This is a genomic window from Pantoea sp. R13S299, assembly GCF_048515925.1.
Lineage (GTDB): Bacteria > Pseudomonadota > Gammaproteobacteria > Enterobacterales > Enterobacteriaceae > Pantoea.
In genome coordinates this window covers 207,021-222,205 of record NZ_JBLYEF010000006.1, presented here as the reverse complement: position 1 = coordinate 222,205, position 15,185 = coordinate 207,021, and the positions used below count along the sequence as shown (strand labels likewise).

Genomic DNA, 15,185 nt, shown 5'->3' with positions numbered 1-15,185 from the left:
TGAAGACTGAGACTTCTATGGCTGCAACGAAGCCGGCATTCAAAGCCCCAGGTAAACAAGGTGACAAGATTTTTGGCGCGCTGGTCAGGCTGGCTGCGCTGATTGTGCTGTTACTGATGGGCGGCATTATTGTCTCCCTGATCATCTCCTCGTGGCCCAGCATCCAGAAGTTTGGTTTCGCCTTTTTGTGGACCAAAACCTGGGATGCGCCCAACGAACAATTTGGCGCACTGGTACCGATCTACGGCACCCTTGTGACCTCTATCATCGCCCTGATTATCGCCGTGCCGGTGAGTTTTGGTATCGCGCTGTTCCTGACCGAACTCTCACCCGCCTGGCTGCGTCGCCCGCTGGGTACCGCCATTGAGCTGCTGGCGGCTATCCCGAGTATCGTTTACGGCATGTGGGGGCTGTTTGTCTTCGCGCCGCTGTTTGCCGAATATTTTCAGACGCCGGTTAACGACGTGATGTCGGGCATTCCGATTGTCGGCGAACTCTTCTCCGGCCCCGCTTTCGGTATCGGTATTCTCGCGGCGGGTGTGATTCTGGCAATCATGATCATCCCGTACATTGCCTCGGTCATGCGCGACGTATTTGAGCAGACCCCAGTGATGATGAAAGAGTCAGCCTACGGTATCGGCTGCACCACCTGGGAAGTGATCTGGCGCGTCGTACTGCCCTTCACCAAAAATGGCGTGATTGGCGGCGTGATGCTGGGACTGGGTCGTGCGCTGGGTGAGACCATGGCGGTGACCTTTATCATCGGCAACACCTACCAGCTCGACAGCCCGTCGCTGTTTATGCCGGGTAACAGCATTACCTCCGCGCTGGCCAACGAATTCGCTGAAGCGGAGTCAGGCGTGCATGTTGCCGCGCTGATGGAGCTGGGACTGATCCTGTTTGTGATTACCTTTATCGTGCTGGCAATTTCAAAGCTGATGATTATGCGACTGCAGAAAAGTGAAGGAGCGCGCTCATGACCACCATTGAAATTCAGGCGCGCGCCGAACTGGACGCATCACGCCGTAAAATGCAGTCCTGGCGCAGCACTAAAAATAAAATTGCGCTGTCGCTGTCGCTGCTGACCATGGCGTTTGGCCTGTTCTGGCTGGTGTGGATCCTGTTCACCACCGTTACGCGCGGCGTGGATGGGCTTTCCTGGTCCCTGTTCACCGAATCAACGCCACCGCCGAATACGGCGGGTGGCGGTCTGGCGAACGCCCTGGCCGGCAGTGGATTACTGATTTTCTGGTCTACTTTCTTTGGCACACCACTGGGCATTATGGCGGGCATCTACCTGGCGGAGTATGGGCGCAAATCGGCCCTGTCAGAAATCATCCGCTTTATTAACGACATTCTGCTTTCGGCCCCCTCCATTGTGGTCGGCCTGTTCGTCTACACACTGGTGGTGGCGAAGATGCAGCACTTCTCCGGCTGGGCCGGGGTGATTGCGCTGGCGCTGCTGCAGGTGCCGATTGTGATTCGTACCACCGAAAACATGCTGCGTCTGGTGCCCGACAGCATGCGTGAAGCGGCTTATGCGCTCGGCACGCCCAAGTGGAAGATGATCTCGGCCATCACCCTGAAAGCCTCCGTCTCAGGAATCATCACCGGCGTGCTGCTGGCGATTGCCCGCATCGCAGGTGAAACGGCCCCGCTGCTGTTTACGGCACTGTCGAACCAGTTCTGGAGCACCGACATGATGCAGCCGCTGGCGAACCTGCCAGTCACCATCTTCAAGTTCGCCATGAGCCCGTTCGCCGAATGGCAGAGCCTGGCCTGGGCAGGCGTGTTGATTATTACCCTCTGCGTGCTGCTGCTGAACATTGTGGCGCGGGTGATTTTCTCCAAAGGTAAACACGGTTAACTTCCGGCGCGGCCCTGTGCGGCGCCGTATAAGAGAGATGAATTATGAGTATCGTGACAGCATCAGCCGATAAAATTCAGGTCCGTAATCTGAACTTCTATTACGGCAAGTTTCATGCGCTGAAGAACATCAATCTGGATATCGCTAAGAATCAGGTCACCGCGTTTATCGGGCCATCGGGCTGTGGTAAGTCGACCCTGCTGCGTACCTTCAATAAAATGTACTCACTTTATCCGGAGCAGCGGGCTGAAGGTGACATTCTGCTGGATGGCGAAAACATTCTGGCGACCCAGCAGGATATCGCGCTGCTGCGCGCCCGCGTCGGCATGGTGTTCCAGAAGCCGACGCCGTTCCCGATGTCGATCTATGACAATATCGCCTTTGGCGTACGCCTGTTTGAAAAGCTGTCGCGTGCCGATATGGATGAGCGCGTACAGTGGGCGCTGACCAAAGCGGCGCTGTGGAATGAAACCAAAGACAAGCTGCATCAGAGCGGTTACAGTCTCTCCGGCGGCCAGCAGCAGCGTCTGTGCATTGCGCGCGGTATCGCCATTCGCCCGGAAGTGTTGTTGCTGGATGAGCCCTGCTCCGCGCTGGATCCTATCTCGACCGGCCGTATTGAAGAGCTGATCACCGAGCTGAAGCAGGATTACACCGTGGTGATTGTGACGCACAACATGCAGCAGGCGGCACGCTGCTCTGACCATACCGCTTTCATGTACCTGGGCGAGCTGATTGAGTTCAGCGACACCGACACGCTGTTCACCAAGCCCGCGCAGAAGCAAACCGAAGACTACATTACTGGCCGCTACGGCTGATCTGACAGGAGATCGACATGGATAATCTGAATCTGAATAAGCACATCTCCGGTCAGTTCAATGCCGAACTGGAGCATATCCGTACCCAGGTGATGATCATGGGCGGCATGGTCGAGCAACAGCTGACCGATGCCATTACTGCGATGCATAATCTGGATGGTGAACTGGCGCAGCGGGTGATCGACGGCGACCAGAAGGTCAATATGATGGAAGTGGAGATTGATGAAGCCTGCGTGCGCATCATCGCCAAACGTCAGCCGACCGCAATCGATTTGCGACTGGTGATGGCGATCATCAAAACCATTTCCGAGCTGGAGCGAATTGGTGACGTGGCCGAGAAGATCAGCCGCACGGCGCTGGAGAAGTTTGGTCAGCAGCATCTTCCGCTGCTGGTGAGTCTCGAGTCGCTGGGGCGTCACACCGTGCAGATGCTGCATGATGTGCTGGATGCCTTTGCCCGCATGGATCTCAATGAAGCGATCACTATCTACCGTGAAGATAAAAAGGTGGATAAAGAGTATGAAGGCATTGTGCGTCAGCTGATGACCTACATGATGGAAGATCCGCGCACGATTCCCAGCGTGCTGACGGCACTGTTCTGTGCTCGCGCCATTGAGCGCATCGGCGATCGTTGCCAGAACATCTGCGAAATCATCTTCTATTTCGTCAAAGGTCAGGATTTCCGTCACGTTGGCGGTGACCGTCTTGATGAATTACTGTCGGGCGACGACGGCAGCAACAAACCTTCCTGATCCCTGGCTTTCCTGCGCCTGATTGGCGCAGGGATAAGCCTTTTCAATTGGTCACATCCTGAACTCTCTTTATAATTGCGGCACTTTACTCTCTGAGGTGCGCAATGATGTCCCCTTCTCCCCAATCTAAGCCGGGCGTAACGCCGGGCAAAGCGATGCTGGCTGCGGTCAGCGGTTATGCCATGGATGGATTTGACCTGCTGATACTTGGCTTTATGCTGCCGGCTATCAGTGTTTCGCTGGCGCTCAATCCATCACAGGCGGGATCGCTGGTGACCTGGACGCTGATTGGCGCGGTTATCGGTGGCATCGTCTTTGGCCATCTCAGTGACCGTTATGGCCGCATCCGTATGCTGACCGTCACGATTCTGGTCTTCTCGGTCTTTACCGGCCTGTGCGCAGTGGCGCAGGGTTACTGGGATCTGCTCGCCTGGCGCACGCTGGCAGGTGTGGGTCTGGGTGGCGAATTTGGTATCGGCATGGCGCTGATTGCCGAGGCCTGGCCTGCGGAAAAGCGTAATCGCGCGTCAGCGTGGGTCGGTATCGGCTGGCAGCTTGGGGTGCTGATGGCAGCCTTTATCACGCCACCGCTGCTGAATATCATCGGCTGGCGCGGCATGTTCCTGGTCGGTTTGTTGCCTGCGCTGGTCTCGTTCGCCATTCGTCGCGGCATGGGCGAACCGGAGGCCTTTCAGCGGCAGGTTAAACATGTGCCGTCACTCTCGTTTCCGGCACGCCTGAAGCTGCTGGTGCGCGATCGCGCCACTGCCAAAGCCAGTCTGGGTATTTTCATCCTCTGCTCAGTGCAGAACTTTGGTTACTACGGGCTGATGATCTGGATGCCAAGCTACCTCTCTTCCAGCTTTGGCTTCAGCCTGACGAAGTCCGGCCTCTGGACAGCGGTAACGGTGGTGGGGATGACTTTTGGCATCTGGCTGTTTGGCGTGCTGGCCGACCGCTTTGCGCGCTGGAAAATCTTCCTGCTCTATCAGTTTGGTGCGGTGGTGATGGTCGTGGTTTATGCTCAGCTGCGCGACCCGAACATCATGCTGTTTACCGGCGCAATCATGGGGATGTTTGTTAACGGCATGATTGGCGGCTACGGTGCATTGATTTCCGATACCTTCCCGCCGCAGGTGCGAGCCACCGCGCAAAACGTCCTGTTCAACCTGGGTCGTGGCGTGGGCGGCTTCGGTCCGGTAGTGATTGGTCTGCTGGCGAGCCAGTTCTCGTTCACGGCGGCGATTACCCTGCTGGCGCTGATTTATCTGCTGGATATTGCGGCGACGCTGTTCCTGCTGCCGAAGAAACAGAGTCAGGAAGATACGCTGGGCGCAATTGGCTGATGCTGTAATAAGAGTGGCGCTGGGATGCGTGTGATCCCAGCGTTTACGAATCTGAAACCCTCTCCACTTACTTTATTGATCACATCAATGCCTGACATAATGTGCCCGATAAGCATCAGCTATGAATTTAACCTGAAAAGTTATGCTTTAACGCGATGACGTTCAGAGGAATTGTATTGCGAATTACTGCTCTAGAATGGAGCAGAGGATAAATGCTTTTAATTCACAGATATCAGTAAAAGGAGAGTTTAAATGAGGAGTGAAATTATTATGAGGGTTGAATCAGGTTGTTATAGTCAGCCTATAACAACCTTAATTATCAGTATTATCACTCAGGAAATACTGATGATTTCTTTATTGTGCTGCTGTGTTAAATGAAGACAGGAAATTATACAGACCTGTCATATGACCAGAAGCGATGTTCAGGCCAAATTGCTTATGGCTCAGGCCGATGGTCTGACCGGTGCTGGTTGAAGCCTCAAGCGCTGTGGTGGTGTCAGTCAGTGCAGTGTCAACATGGCTAATCGCCTTATTAAGACCAGCCAGAAACTCAGTCAGACCTGCGCCGCTTACCATTTCGATTTCATTTGTATTTAAAGTTTTCATTGTTACGTCCTTATTTACGTTAACTCCCCTGTGTGGGGTGGCTTATTTATAGCGCAATGAGAAAATAAGTAAACAGTAAATAAATAAAGCTTAAGGACGTCAGCATGAATTGCTAATTAATCAGAGGTGAATTGGTAAAAAGTTCCTTTTTAAAGGTCGCGCTGCACAGATATTTTAAATTAAGTCAATCTTTCTTGCCTGACACATTTAGCCCTGAGTACAGAACTGTGAAAATGTTAACGCTTTCTTAGAAGGAAAGGAATTATTTAATTTTATTTTTTCAATTCTCATAAATAAACGAATTACCTGTTTACGACAGGCTTTTTTCAACAGAACAAGCTGCAAGAGCCGGACGCTATGCCACGCAAAGCCTGTTATCATGCAGAGCATCCGGGCCTCTTTACTTCATCAGCGGCAGCAGCTGCTGATACAGGGTCGCAAAGGTCGCCCGACGCGACTGGTAATGCGCCAGCCTGGCCGGATCCGGCTGATGTCGCTGCACCAGAACCGGCGTCGGGACAGTAACTGCGGGATCCAGCGCCTGCTGCGCCAGCCTTGCAGCCCCCAGTGCCGGACCCACTTCACCGCCATGGCAATAATCCAGCGTCTGGCCACTGATATCCGCCAGCATCTGACGCCACAACGCGCTGCGTGCGCCGCCACCGATCAACATAATGCTCTCCGGCTGAACGCCACAGTCATGCAGCACGTCCATGCCCTGTGCCAGAGCAAAACCCACGCCTTCCAGCACCGATCGTGCCAGTTCGGGACGGCCATGCTGGTGGGTGAAGCCAAAGAAAGCGCCCACAGCATTGGGGTTGTTATGCGGCGTGCGCTCACCGGAAAGATAGGGCAGAAACCACAGGTCGGGCACGTCATCGCGCGCACGCTCGGCTTCAGCCAGCAGCTCAGGAACATCTTTGCAACCGGTCAGCGTTGCAGCCCAGTCGAGACAGGAGGCCGCGCTGAGCATCACCGACATCAGATGCCAGCGCTGCGGCAACGCATGGCAGAAGCTATGCACCGCGCGTTCCGGATTGCTGAGATAGCCGTCGCTCACCACGAAATAGACGCCCGACGTTCCCAGCGACAGCATTCCCTGGCCCGGTTCAGTCATGCCGACACCAATCGCACCCGCAGCATTGTCGCCTCCGCCCGCCGCCAGCGGCACCGCGTTCATCTTCCAGCGTGCGGCCAGTCCGGCATGTAAAGTACCGGTCAGGGCATTGCCTTCATAGAGTTGCGGCATCTGATCGCGGCTGAGGTCGCAGGCCTGGAGCATCACATCGCTCCAGTCGCGCTGCGCCACATCCAGCCACATTGTGCCTGCGGCATCTGACATATCGGTGGCGAAGTCGCCACTCAATCGCCAGCGCAGATAATCCTTGGGCAGCAGCACGTGCGCAATCTGACTGAAGATGGCCGGTTCATGCTGCTGCACCCACAGCAGTTTGGGGGCCGTGAAGCCCGGCATCATCAGGTTACCGGTGATCGACCGTGAATCGGGCACCTTCTGCTCCAGCTCACGGCACTGCGCCTCGCTGCGTCCATCATTCCAGAGCATGGCCGGACGTAAGACCTGGTTAGCGCTGTCGAGCAGCGTAGCACCGTGCATCTGTCCGCTCAGCCCGATGGCCTGCACCGCGCGCAGATCCTGCTGCGCGCTCAGCGCCTGCATGGACAAATCCAGCGCCTGCCACCAGCTTTCGGGATCCTGCTCACTCCACAAGGGCTGCGGACGCGAAACCTGCAGTGGCGACGTCTCTGTCGCCACCACGTTGCCTTGTGCATCCATCAGCACCACTTTGACGCCAGAGGTGCCTAAATCGATCCCGATAAACATGCTCTGCTCCTGAAGGGTTAGAAATCAAACAGGTAGTGATTCACCAGATTTTCCAGCTGCTCCTGACGTCCGCTCTGATGCTTCGGATTGAGCTGCTGCTGCTGAGCATGCGCCGCAAGGGCTTCCAGTGAAAACTCACCTTTCAAAATTTGCTGGCCGAACTCACCATTCCAGCCGCTGTAGCGCTGCGCCACACGCTTATCGAGTTCCCCATCGCTGATCATGCGGGCCGCCACTTTCAGTGCCAGCGCCATGGTGTCCATCGCACCAATATGGCCGTAGAAGAGATCATATTTATCGGTGCTCTGACGACGTACTTTGGCATCAAAGTTTAAGCCGCCGGTGGTAAAGCCGCCCGCCTTGAGGATTTCGTACATCACCAGCGCATTCTCTTCCACGCTGACCGGGAACTGATCGGTATCCCAGCCGCACTGCGGATCGCCACGGTTGGCATCCACGGAACCGAAAATACCCAGCGCGATGGCGGTCGCAATTTCATGATGGAAAGAGTGGCCGGCCAGCGTGGCGTGGTTCGCCTCAACGTTAACCTTGATCTCTTTCTCCAGCCCGAACTGTTTCAGGAAGCCATAAACTGTCGCGACATCATAGTCATACTGATGTTTGGTCGGCTCCTGCGGTTTGGGTTCGATCAGCAGCGTTCCCTGGAAGCCAATTTTGTGTTTGTGCTCGACCACCATCTGCATAAAGCGGCCAATCTGCTCGCGTTCCTGGCGCAGGTCGGTATTCAGCAGGGTTTCATAGCCTTCGCGCCCGCCCCACAACACATAGTTCTCGCCGCCCAGGGTTTTGGTCGCCTGCATTGCGCTGCAGACCTGCGTCGCGGCCCAGGCAAAGACCTCTGGATCGGGATTGGTAGCAGCGCCCGCACCGTAGCGCGGATGGGTAAAGCAGTTTGCCGTGCCCCAAAGCAGTTTCACGCCGGTTTCCTGCTGTTTCTCCAGCAGTTTATCGGTCATGACAGCTAAGTTTTCTTTGTAGCTGTGCAGCGAATCGCCTTCCGGTGAGACATCAACGTCATGGAAGCAGTACCACGGCACATTCAGCTTGTGGAAAAACTCAAAGGCCACATCCGCCTTCAGTTTTGCCTGCTGCAGCGCATCTCCGCTTTTCTGCCACGGACGATCAAAGGCGCCAACACCAAACATATCCGCGCCATTCCAGCAGAAGGTGTGCCAGTAACAGGCAGCAAAGCGCAGATGCTCCGCCATGGTCTTGCCGAGGATGACCTCATCAGGATTGTAGTGGCGGAAAGCGAGAGGATGAGTCGACTGGGTGCCTTCATAACGAACCCGATCGATCTGATCGAAATAAGCGTGCATGGTTTGCTCCTTAGCATCAGTACCCGAATGGTCTGCGTAGAAGCAATATTCAATATGGGCTGCTGCCTCAGCTCAATTACGATATTTCATTCCGGGTATCAGATAATTATTATTTGTGCGCTAGCTCGCAAAATAATGTTATTTGCGGGGCGGTTTATCATTATCACTCTCTTGTCCTAAAAAGATGAAAGCTCGATCGCGCTCATAAAAAATGAAATAAACCAAAAAACGTAATAGCCGGATAAAAATCAGTAATTGCTGTAATACGAAAAGAAGGGCAACAATTCATCCGCCTGGTTTATCGGCCTGCGATAACAATAGCCTCAACCTACAGGATGATCACAATGAAGATGAAACATGCACTGTTAGCCGCCTGCGCGGCGCTGGCGCTGTTCAGCCAGACCAGCGTGGCAAAAGAAGTGAAGATCGGCATGGCGATTGACGATTTGCGCCTTGAGCGCTGGCAGAAAGACCGCGATATTTTCGTTAAACAGGCGGAAACACTGGGCGCTAAGGTGTTTGTTCAGTCAGCCAACGGCAACGAAGAGACTCAGATGTCGCAGATCGAAAATATGATCAACCGCGGTGTCGATGTGCTGGTGATAATTCCCTACAACGGTCAGGTATTGAGTAACGTTGTCGCTGAAGCGAAACGGGAAGGCATTAAAGTGCTGGCTTATGACCGAATGATAAATAATGCCGATATCGACTTTTATATCTCTTTCGATAATGAAAAAGTGGGCGAGCAGCAGGCTGAAAGCATTGTAAAACAGGTGCCTAAGGGCAACTATTTTTTAATGGGCGGATCGCCAGTGGATAATAACGCTCGTCTGTTCCGCGCCGGACAGATGAAAGTGTTAAAACCTTATATTGATAATGGCAGCATTAAAATTGTCGGCGATCAGTGGGTCGATGCCTGGCTGCCAGAAAATGCCCTGAAAATTATGGAAAACGCCCTGACCGCTAACAGCAACCACATCGATGCGGTCGTCGCCTCTAACGATGCCACGGCAGGCGGCGCGATTCAGGCGCTGAGTGCGCAGGGGCTGGCCGGAAAAGTGGCGATCTCCGGACAGGACGCCGATCTGGCCGCGATTAAACGTATCAAAGCGGGCACGCAGACCATGACGGTTTACAAACCGATCACTGAGCTGGCCACCGAAGCGGCGAAAATTGCCGTCGAACTGGGCGAGGGCAAAACGCCTGCCAGCAACAGCAAGCTGAATAATGGCCTGAAAGATGTGCCGTCCCGACTGCTGAAGCCGATTCCGGTCAACAAAGACAATATCGAAAGCACCGTGGTGAAAGACGGTTTCCACAAACAGAGCGAACTCTGACCGCGCACAGCGTGAGGGAGAACAGTCGATGCTGCTGGAAATGAAAAACATCACCAAGCGTTTCGGTGCGGTGAAGGCGCTGAATGATGTCAGCCTGCAACTTGAGGCGGGCGAAGTGATGTCGCTGTGCGGTGAGAATGGATCGGGCAAATCGACGCTGATGAAAATCCTGTGCGGACTTTATCCGCACGGTGATTTTGAGGGGCAGATTCACTTCTCTGGCGACGACATTCAGGCGCAGACCATTCGCGATACGGAGCGTAAAGGCATTGTGATTATCCATCAGGAGCTGGCGCTGGTGCGGCAACTGACGGTGATGGAGAACATCTTCCTCGGTGCCGAACTGAGCCGTTTCGGTATGGTGGATGATGAAACCATGACCCTGCGCTGCCAGCAGCTACTGGCGCGGGTCGGGCTGAACGTCTCTCCCGCAACCCGCGTGGGTGAGCTAGGCCTGGGCCAGCAGCAGCTGGTGGAGATTGCCCGCGCCCTGAACAAACAGGTCCGGCTGCTGATTCTGGACGAGCCGACCTCTTCCCTGACGGAGCAGGAGACGGATGTGCTGCTGGGCATCATCCGTAATCTGCGCGAACACGGTATCGCCTGCATCTATATCTCGCACAAGCTGAATGAGGTTAAGGCGATCTCCGACACCATCTGCGTAATCCGTGACGGTCAGCATATTGCCACCCGTCCGGCGGCAGGCCTGAGCGAAGATGACATCATCACCATGATGGTGGGACGCGAGCTGACCGCGCTCTATCCCCACGCGCCGCATCAGATTGGCGATGTGATACTCAAAGTGGAGAACCTCACCGCCTGGCATCCGGTTAACCGCCACATCCGCCGCGTCAACAATGTCTCATTCACGCTCAGACGCGGTGAAATCCTTGGCATCGCCGGGCTGGTGGGCGCAGGCAGGACTGAAACGGTGCAGTGTCTGTTTGGCGTCTGGCCAGGACGCTGGCAGGGCGATATCTGGATCAATGGCAAACAGGTCAACATCATCGATTGCCGCGCCGCCATTGCGCACGGCATCGCGATGGTGCCGGAAGATCGCAAAAAGGATGGCATCGTGCCACTGATGGCGGTGGGTAAAAACATTACCCTGGCGGCGCTGGACCAGTTCAGCCATCGCCTCTCTACGCTGGATGAAGCGCAGGAGCAGCAGGCGATCAACGACGCAATTAGCCGGCTGCGGGTGAAAACCTCCTCATCGGAACTGCCGATTGGCCGCTTAAGCGGTGGCAACCAGCAGAAAGCGATTCTGGCGAAGTGCCTGCTGCTCAATCCAAAAATCCTGATTCTGGATGAACCGACGCGCGGCATCGATGTGGGTGCCCGTCAGGAGATCTACCTGCTGATCAATGCGCTGGTTCAGCAGGGTATCGCGGTGATTGTGATTTCATCTGAGCTGCCGGAAGTGCTGGGCCTGAGCGATCGGGTGCTGGTGATGCACGAAGGGCAGATCAAAGCCGACTTGATTAACGATAACCTGACTCAGGAGCAGGTGATGGAAGCTGCCCTGCGGAGTGAACATTATGCTTAAAAGTGAAAGTACCCAAAGCCGCCTCTCCGGCACGCCGGGCAAACCCTCACCGGGCAGGTTCACGCTGCCTAATCTGCAGGTGCTGGTGATGCTGGGCGCGATTGTACTGATTGCGCTGTTCTTTACCTGGACCACCGATGGTTCGTGGCTCAGTGCGCGTAATGTCTCCAACCTGCTGCGCCAGACCGCCATCACCGGCATTCTGGCCGTGGGTATGGTGTTCGTGATTATCTCGGCGGAGATCGACCTGTCAGTGGGTTCTATGATGGGCCTGCTGGGTGGTGCGGCGGCAATATTCGACGTCTGGCTCGGCTGGCCGCTGCCGCTGACCATCGTGGTGACGCTGGTGATGGGGCTGCTGCTCGGCACCTGGAATGGCTGGTGGGTGGCCTATCGTAAAGTGCCATCGTTTATTGTGACGCTGGCGGGGATGCTGGCGTTTCGCGGCATTCTGGTCGGGATTACGGATGGCACCACAGTTGCGCCAATCACGCCTGGCATGTCGCAGATTGGACAGAGTTATCTGCCGGGCGGCGTCGGTTTCGGCTTTGGCGTTGTCGGTCTGGCGCTGTTTACCCTGTGGCAGTGGCGGCTGCGGCTGCGTCGTCAGCAGCTCGGTCTGCCTCAGGGTGCCGCCAGCGGCACCGTGGGACGTCAGGCGATCACCGCAATCATAGTGCTCGGTGCCATCTGGTTACTCAACGATTATCGCGGCGTGCCGACCCCGGTGTTACTGCTGGCCGTGCTGTTGCTGGCGGGCATGTTTATGGCAACCCGCACCGCATTTGGCCGTCGTATCTACGCCATCGGCGGCAATATTGATGCTGCCCGCCTGTCTGGCATAAACGTGGCACGCACCAAGCTGGCGGTGTTTGCCATCAACGGCGTGATGGTGGCGATTGCCGGGCTGATACTCAGCTCACGTCTTGGTGCAGGTTCGCCGTCGGCGGGTAATATTGCGGAACTCGACGCTATCGCCGCCTGCGTGATCGGCGGTACCAGCCTGGCAGGCGGTGTGGGTTCGGTTGCGGGTGCGGTAATGGGAGCCTTTATCATGGCCTCGCTGGATAACGGCATGAGCATGATGGATGTGCCGACTTTCTGGCAGTACATCGTCAAAGGCGCAATTCTGCTGCTAGCGGTGTGGATGGATACCGCAACGCGGCGTCGGGTGTAATCGCGCGGGCGATCACATTGTGGCGCACACAATTTTTTTGCCCCTTTCAGCCGTGTTATGCAATGCGCTGAGGATTTAAGGGAACGCGCCACCATGCATGAGAAACGTTATCGCATTACGCTGTTGTTTAACGCCAACAAAGTCTATGACCGTCAGGTTGTGGAGGGCGTCGGTGAGTATTTACAGGCGTCGCAGACTGACTGGGATATCTTCATCGAAGAAGATTTCCGCTGCCGCATCGACAACATCCGTGAGTGGCTGGGCGATGGGGTGATCGCCGATTACGACGATCGCTCCATCGAGACCCTGCTGTCGAATGTTTCTGTCCCGATTGTCGGCGTTGGCGGCTCCTACCATCGGCAGGAAGATTATCCCCCGGTACATTACATCGCTACGGACAACGCCGCGCTGGTGGAAAAAGCTTTTCTGCATCTGAAAGAGAAGGGCATCAACCGCTTCGCCTTTTATGGTTTACCGGCTTCCAGCGGCAAGCGCTGGGCGCAGGAGCGGGAACAAGCGTTCCGCCAGCTGGTGGGGCGTGAACGCTATCAGGGCGTGGTCTATCAGGGCATGGAAACCGCGCCAGAAAACTGGCAGCACGCCCAGAACCGACTTGCCGACTGGCTGCAGACGCTGCCGCCGCAAACCGGCATCATCGCCGTGACGGATTCGCGGGCGCGACATCTGCTGCAGGCGTGCGAACACCTGAAAATACCGGTGCCTGAGAAGCTTACGGTGATCGGGATTGATAATGAGGAGCTGACCCGCTATCTGTCACGCGTGGCGCTCTCGTCCGTGGCGCAGGGCTCCCGACAGATGGGCTATCAGGCAGCCAAACTGCTGCACAGGCTGCTGGATAAGCAGCCCCTGCCGCTTCAGCGCATTCTGGTGCCGCCGGTGAAAGTTATCGCCCGACGCTCTACCGACTTCCGCTCGCTGCGCGATCCGGCAGTGATTCAGGCGATGCACTACATCCGCTTCAATGCCTGCAAAGGGATTAAAGTGGAGCAGGTGCTGGATGCGGTCGGGCTGTCGCGCTCTAACCTGGAGAAACGCTTCCGGGATGAGACCGGCGACACTCTTCATGCGATGATCCACCGCGAAAAACTCGAAAAAGCCCGCGAACTACTGGCTTCTTCGTCGCTCAACATCAATGAGATCTCGCAGATGTGCGGCTATCCTTCGCTGCAGTACTTCTATTCCGTCTTCCGCAAAAGCTACGACACCACACCGAAAGAGTATCGCCAGCATTTTGGGGAGAATTTGTTGTAGGGGGAAAGGTTGAGTCTGGCGTGGAGTGAGACCGGATGACCCTGTGCGCCTGACCGGCTAGATCATCCGCTGCTCACTCTGCTCCAGCACCGCCAGCGCCAGCCCGTTAGCCGGGTCAATGCGGTTCTCCGGGAAGTGCAGCTGGGTATGTGCGGCGGTAAAGGCCAGCGCGTTGCCGTGAGCCGTATCGCGTACCGCCTTGCAGAAGACCTCACTGGCGCTCCACGGGCAATCAATAATGATGGTAGCGGGATTGAGCAGCAGCATAATCTGACTCAATGCTGCACCCAGATAGCCACCCGCCTGCGCCATCACCTCATCCACTATGCGGGGCGCGCTATCGCGATTCTCCCAGCTCAGGCCAGGCTGGCGCTGCGCCAGTTGCTGCTTAATCGCAGGCTGGCTGACCAGCACTTCCAGGCAACCCCGGCGGCCGCAGCTGCAACGCGGTCCTTCGGGCTGCACAACCAGATGTCCCGCTTCGCCCGCTGTCCAGCTGTGCCCGGTAAACACTTCGCCATGCTGTACCAGCGCGCCGCCAATTCCTTCTGAAATTCGCAGATAAAAGTGGCCGCTCTCCACGGATAATCCACGCTGCTCCACAGCCAGCAGCGCAGCGGCTTTAACATTGTTCATAATGCGAATGGGCAGACGGACGTGTTTGCGTAGCGCGCTCAGCAGGTCAACATCCTGCCATTCAAGTGGCAATGAAATGTGCATCCAGCCGCGGCGGGGATCGACGATACCGGGGAAGCCCAGGCCAATGCCGAGCAGATCGGGATAGTGTTCTATCAGTTCCCGGCACAGCATGGCCAGCTCAGCCAGCAGTCGCGTTGGGTTACTGGTATCGGTGCGCAGCGTCGCTTCAGCCAGCACCTGAGAAAAGTAGTCGCAGACCCGCCAGTGGATAACGTTACGTTCCACCATGATACCTGCGCTCTTGAGTTTTTCCGGCCGAAGAGTAATCCCGATTTTAGGCCGTCCGGCGGCCGCGACGCTGACCGGCCCCAGCTCCACTATCAGGCCCTGTTCCAGCAGGTCATCAATGATTAACGAGACGGTGTTTTTGCTGAGTGTCAGCGCTTCTGCCAGATCCTGACGCGACGTCACGCGCAGCTTACGCAGCTGAGTCATCACCCGTTTCTGGTTATTCAGTCTCAGTAGTGCAGGGCCTTTGCCGTTTGTTTTCATCACGGGTTCACTCAACAGAGGAGTAAGAATTGAGTGTATCAGGCCACACGTTTTCCACATCCCACACTTTGCGTGCTGTTTCACACA

General features: G+C 55.9%; 13 protein-coding genes. 9 read left to right on the top strand and 4 right to left on the bottom strand.

The genetic code is table 11. The features are described from left to right. Positions 1 to 17: 17 nt before the first annotated feature. From pstC to ACN1CO_RS21445, 5 genes are all read left to right on the top strand, one after another. Positions 18 to 980, top strand: a complete 963-nt coding sequence (gene pstC / locus ACN1CO_RS21465) for a phosphate ABC transporter permease PstC (protein ID WP_003849546.1) — start codon at positions 18 to 20, stop codon at positions 978 to 980. After that, on the top strand, positions 977 to 1,867 hold the full coding sequence (pstA, locus tag ACN1CO_RS21460) for a phosphate ABC transporter permease PstA (RefSeq protein ID WP_419140609.1): 891 nt from the start codon (positions 977 to 979) through the stop codon (positions 1,865 to 1,867). Before pstC ends, pstA begins: the two co-directional genes overlap by 4 nt. A 44-nt stretch (positions 1,868 to 1,911) precedes the next feature. Beyond that, positions 1,912 to 2,685: a phosphate ABC transporter ATP-binding protein PstB gene (gene pstB / locus ACN1CO_RS21455; protein WP_419140608.1), complete on the top strand. Its 774-nt coding sequence runs from the start codon at positions 1,912 to 1,914 to the stop codon at positions 2,683 to 2,685. 17 nt (positions 2,686 to 2,702) lie between these two features. Continuing rightward, a complete protein-coding gene (gene phoU / locus ACN1CO_RS21450) occupies positions 2,703 to 3,437 on the top strand; it encodes a phosphate signaling complex protein PhoU (RefSeq protein ID WP_003849553.1) in 735 nt (244 codons plus the stop codon). A 104-nt stretch (positions 3,438 to 3,541) separates the two neighbouring features. Then, a complete protein-coding gene (locus ACN1CO_RS21445) occupies positions 3,542 to 4,783 on the top strand; it encodes an MFS transporter (RefSeq protein WP_419140607.1) in 1,242 nt (413 codons plus the stop codon). 354 nt (positions 4,784 to 5,137) lie between these two features. Here ACN1CO_RS21445 and ACN1CO_RS21440 read toward each other — a convergent pair whose 3' ends face one another. The 3 genes from ACN1CO_RS21440 to xylA form a co-directional block, all read right to left on the bottom strand. Then, the gene (locus ACN1CO_RS21440) at positions 5,138 to 5,389 is read right to left on the bottom strand and encodes a hypothetical protein (protein WP_419140606.1); all 252 of its coding nucleotides are present in this window, start codon (positions 5,387 to 5,389) and stop codon (positions 5,138 to 5,140) included. 400 nt (positions 5,390 to 5,789) lie between these two features. Beyond that, a complete protein-coding gene (gene xylB / locus ACN1CO_RS21435) occupies positions 5,790 to 7,232 on the bottom strand; it encodes a xylulokinase (protein WP_419140605.1) in 1,443 nt (480 codons plus the stop codon). Positions 7,233 to 7,249: 17 nt separating this feature from the next. Further along, positions 7,250 to 8,572, bottom strand: coding sequence for a xylose isomerase (gene xylA / locus ACN1CO_RS21430; protein ID WP_419140604.1), 1,323 nt, complete (start codon positions 8,570 to 8,572; stop codon positions 7,250 to 7,252). A 344-nt stretch (positions 8,573 to 8,916) separates the two neighbouring features. Between xylA and xylF the strand changes: the two genes are divergently transcribed. The 4 genes from xylF to xylR all read left to right on the top strand — a co-directional run bounded on the left by xylF (position 8,917) and on the right by xylR (position 13,907). Continuing rightward, on the top strand, positions 8,917 to 9,909 hold the full coding sequence (gene xylF / locus ACN1CO_RS21425) for a D-xylose ABC transporter substrate-binding protein (protein ID WP_419140603.1): 993 nt from the start codon (positions 8,917 to 8,919) through the stop codon (positions 9,907 to 9,909). A 28-nt stretch (positions 9,910 to 9,937) separates the two neighbouring features. Further along, the gene (locus ACN1CO_RS21420) at positions 9,938 to 11,458 is read left to right on the top strand and encodes a xylose ABC transporter ATP-binding protein (RefSeq protein WP_419140602.1); all 1,521 of its coding nucleotides are present in this window, start codon (positions 9,938 to 9,940) and stop codon (positions 11,456 to 11,458) included. Next, entirely contained in the window at positions 11,451 to 12,635 is a 1,185-nt protein-coding gene (xylH, locus tag ACN1CO_RS21415) for a xylose ABC transporter permease XylH (protein WP_419140601.1), read from the top strand. The genes ACN1CO_RS21420 and xylH overlap by 8 nt, the downstream gene beginning before the upstream one ends. Positions 12,636 to 12,728: 93 nt before the next feature. Then, positions 12,729 to 13,907 carry a D-xylose utilization transcriptional activator XylR gene (xylR, locus tag ACN1CO_RS21410; protein WP_419140600.1) on the top strand — a complete coding sequence of 393 codons (1,179 nt, stop codon included), beginning with the start codon at positions 12,729 to 12,731 and terminating at the stop codon, positions 13,905 to 13,907. A gap of 57 nt (positions 13,908 to 13,964) precedes the next feature. Here xylR and ACN1CO_RS21405 read toward each other — a convergent pair whose 3' ends face one another. After that, a complete protein-coding gene (locus tag ACN1CO_RS21405; RefSeq protein WP_419140629.1) occupies positions 13,965 to 15,098 on the bottom strand; it encodes an ROK family protein in 1,134 nt (377 codons plus the stop codon). Between the last annotated feature and the right edge of the window lie 87 nt (positions 15,099 to 15,185).

Excerpts from the sequence above, each read along its gene's own strand:
- phoU (WP_003849553.1), top strand. The coding sequence starts at position 2,703 with ATGGATAATCTGAATCTGAATAAGCACATCTCCGGTCAGTTCAATGCC.
- xylA (WP_419140604.1), bottom strand. The coding sequence starts at position 8,572 with ATGCACGCTTATTTCGATCAGATCGATCGGGTTCGTTATGAAGGCACC.
- xylF (WP_419140603.1), top strand. The coding sequence starts at position 8,917 with ATGAAGATGAAACATGCACTGTTAGCCGCCTGCGCGGCGCTGGCGCTG.
- pstA (WP_419140609.1), top strand. The coding sequence starts at position 977 with ATGACCACCATTGAAATTCAGGCGCGCGCCGAACTGGACGCATCACGC.
- ACN1CO_RS21420 (WP_419140602.1), top strand. The coding sequence starts at position 9,938 with ATGCTGCTGGAAATGAAAAACATCACCAAGCGTTTCGGTGCGGTGAAG.
- pstC (WP_003849546.1), top strand. The coding sequence starts at position 18 with ATGGCTGCAACGAAGCCGGCATTCAAAGCCCCAGGTAAACAAGGTGAC.
- xylH (WP_419140601.1), top strand. The coding sequence starts at position 11,451 with ATGCTTAAAAGTGAAAGTACCCAAAGCCGCCTCTCCGGCACGCCGGGC.
- ACN1CO_RS21445 (WP_419140607.1), top strand. The coding sequence starts at position 3,542 with ATGATGTCCCCTTCTCCCCAATCTAAGCCGGGCGTAACGCCGGGCAAA.
- ACN1CO_RS21440 (WP_419140606.1), bottom strand. The coding sequence starts at position 5,389 with ATGAAAACTTTAAATACAAATGAAATCGAAATGGTAAGCGGCGCAGGT.
- xylR (WP_419140600.1), top strand. The coding sequence starts at position 12,729 with ATGCATGAGAAACGTTATCGCATTACGCTGTTGTTTAACGCCAACAAA.
- xylB (WP_419140605.1), bottom strand. The coding sequence starts at position 7,232 with ATGTTTATCGGGATCGATTTAGGCACCTCTGGCGTCAAAGTGGTGCTG.
- ACN1CO_RS21405 (WP_419140629.1), bottom strand. The coding sequence starts at position 15,098 with ATGAAAACAAACGGCAAAGGCCCTGCACTACTGAGACTGAATAACCAG.
- pstB (WP_419140608.1), top strand. The coding sequence starts at position 1,912 with ATGAGTATCGTGACAGCATCAGCCGATAAAATTCAGGTCCGTAATCTG.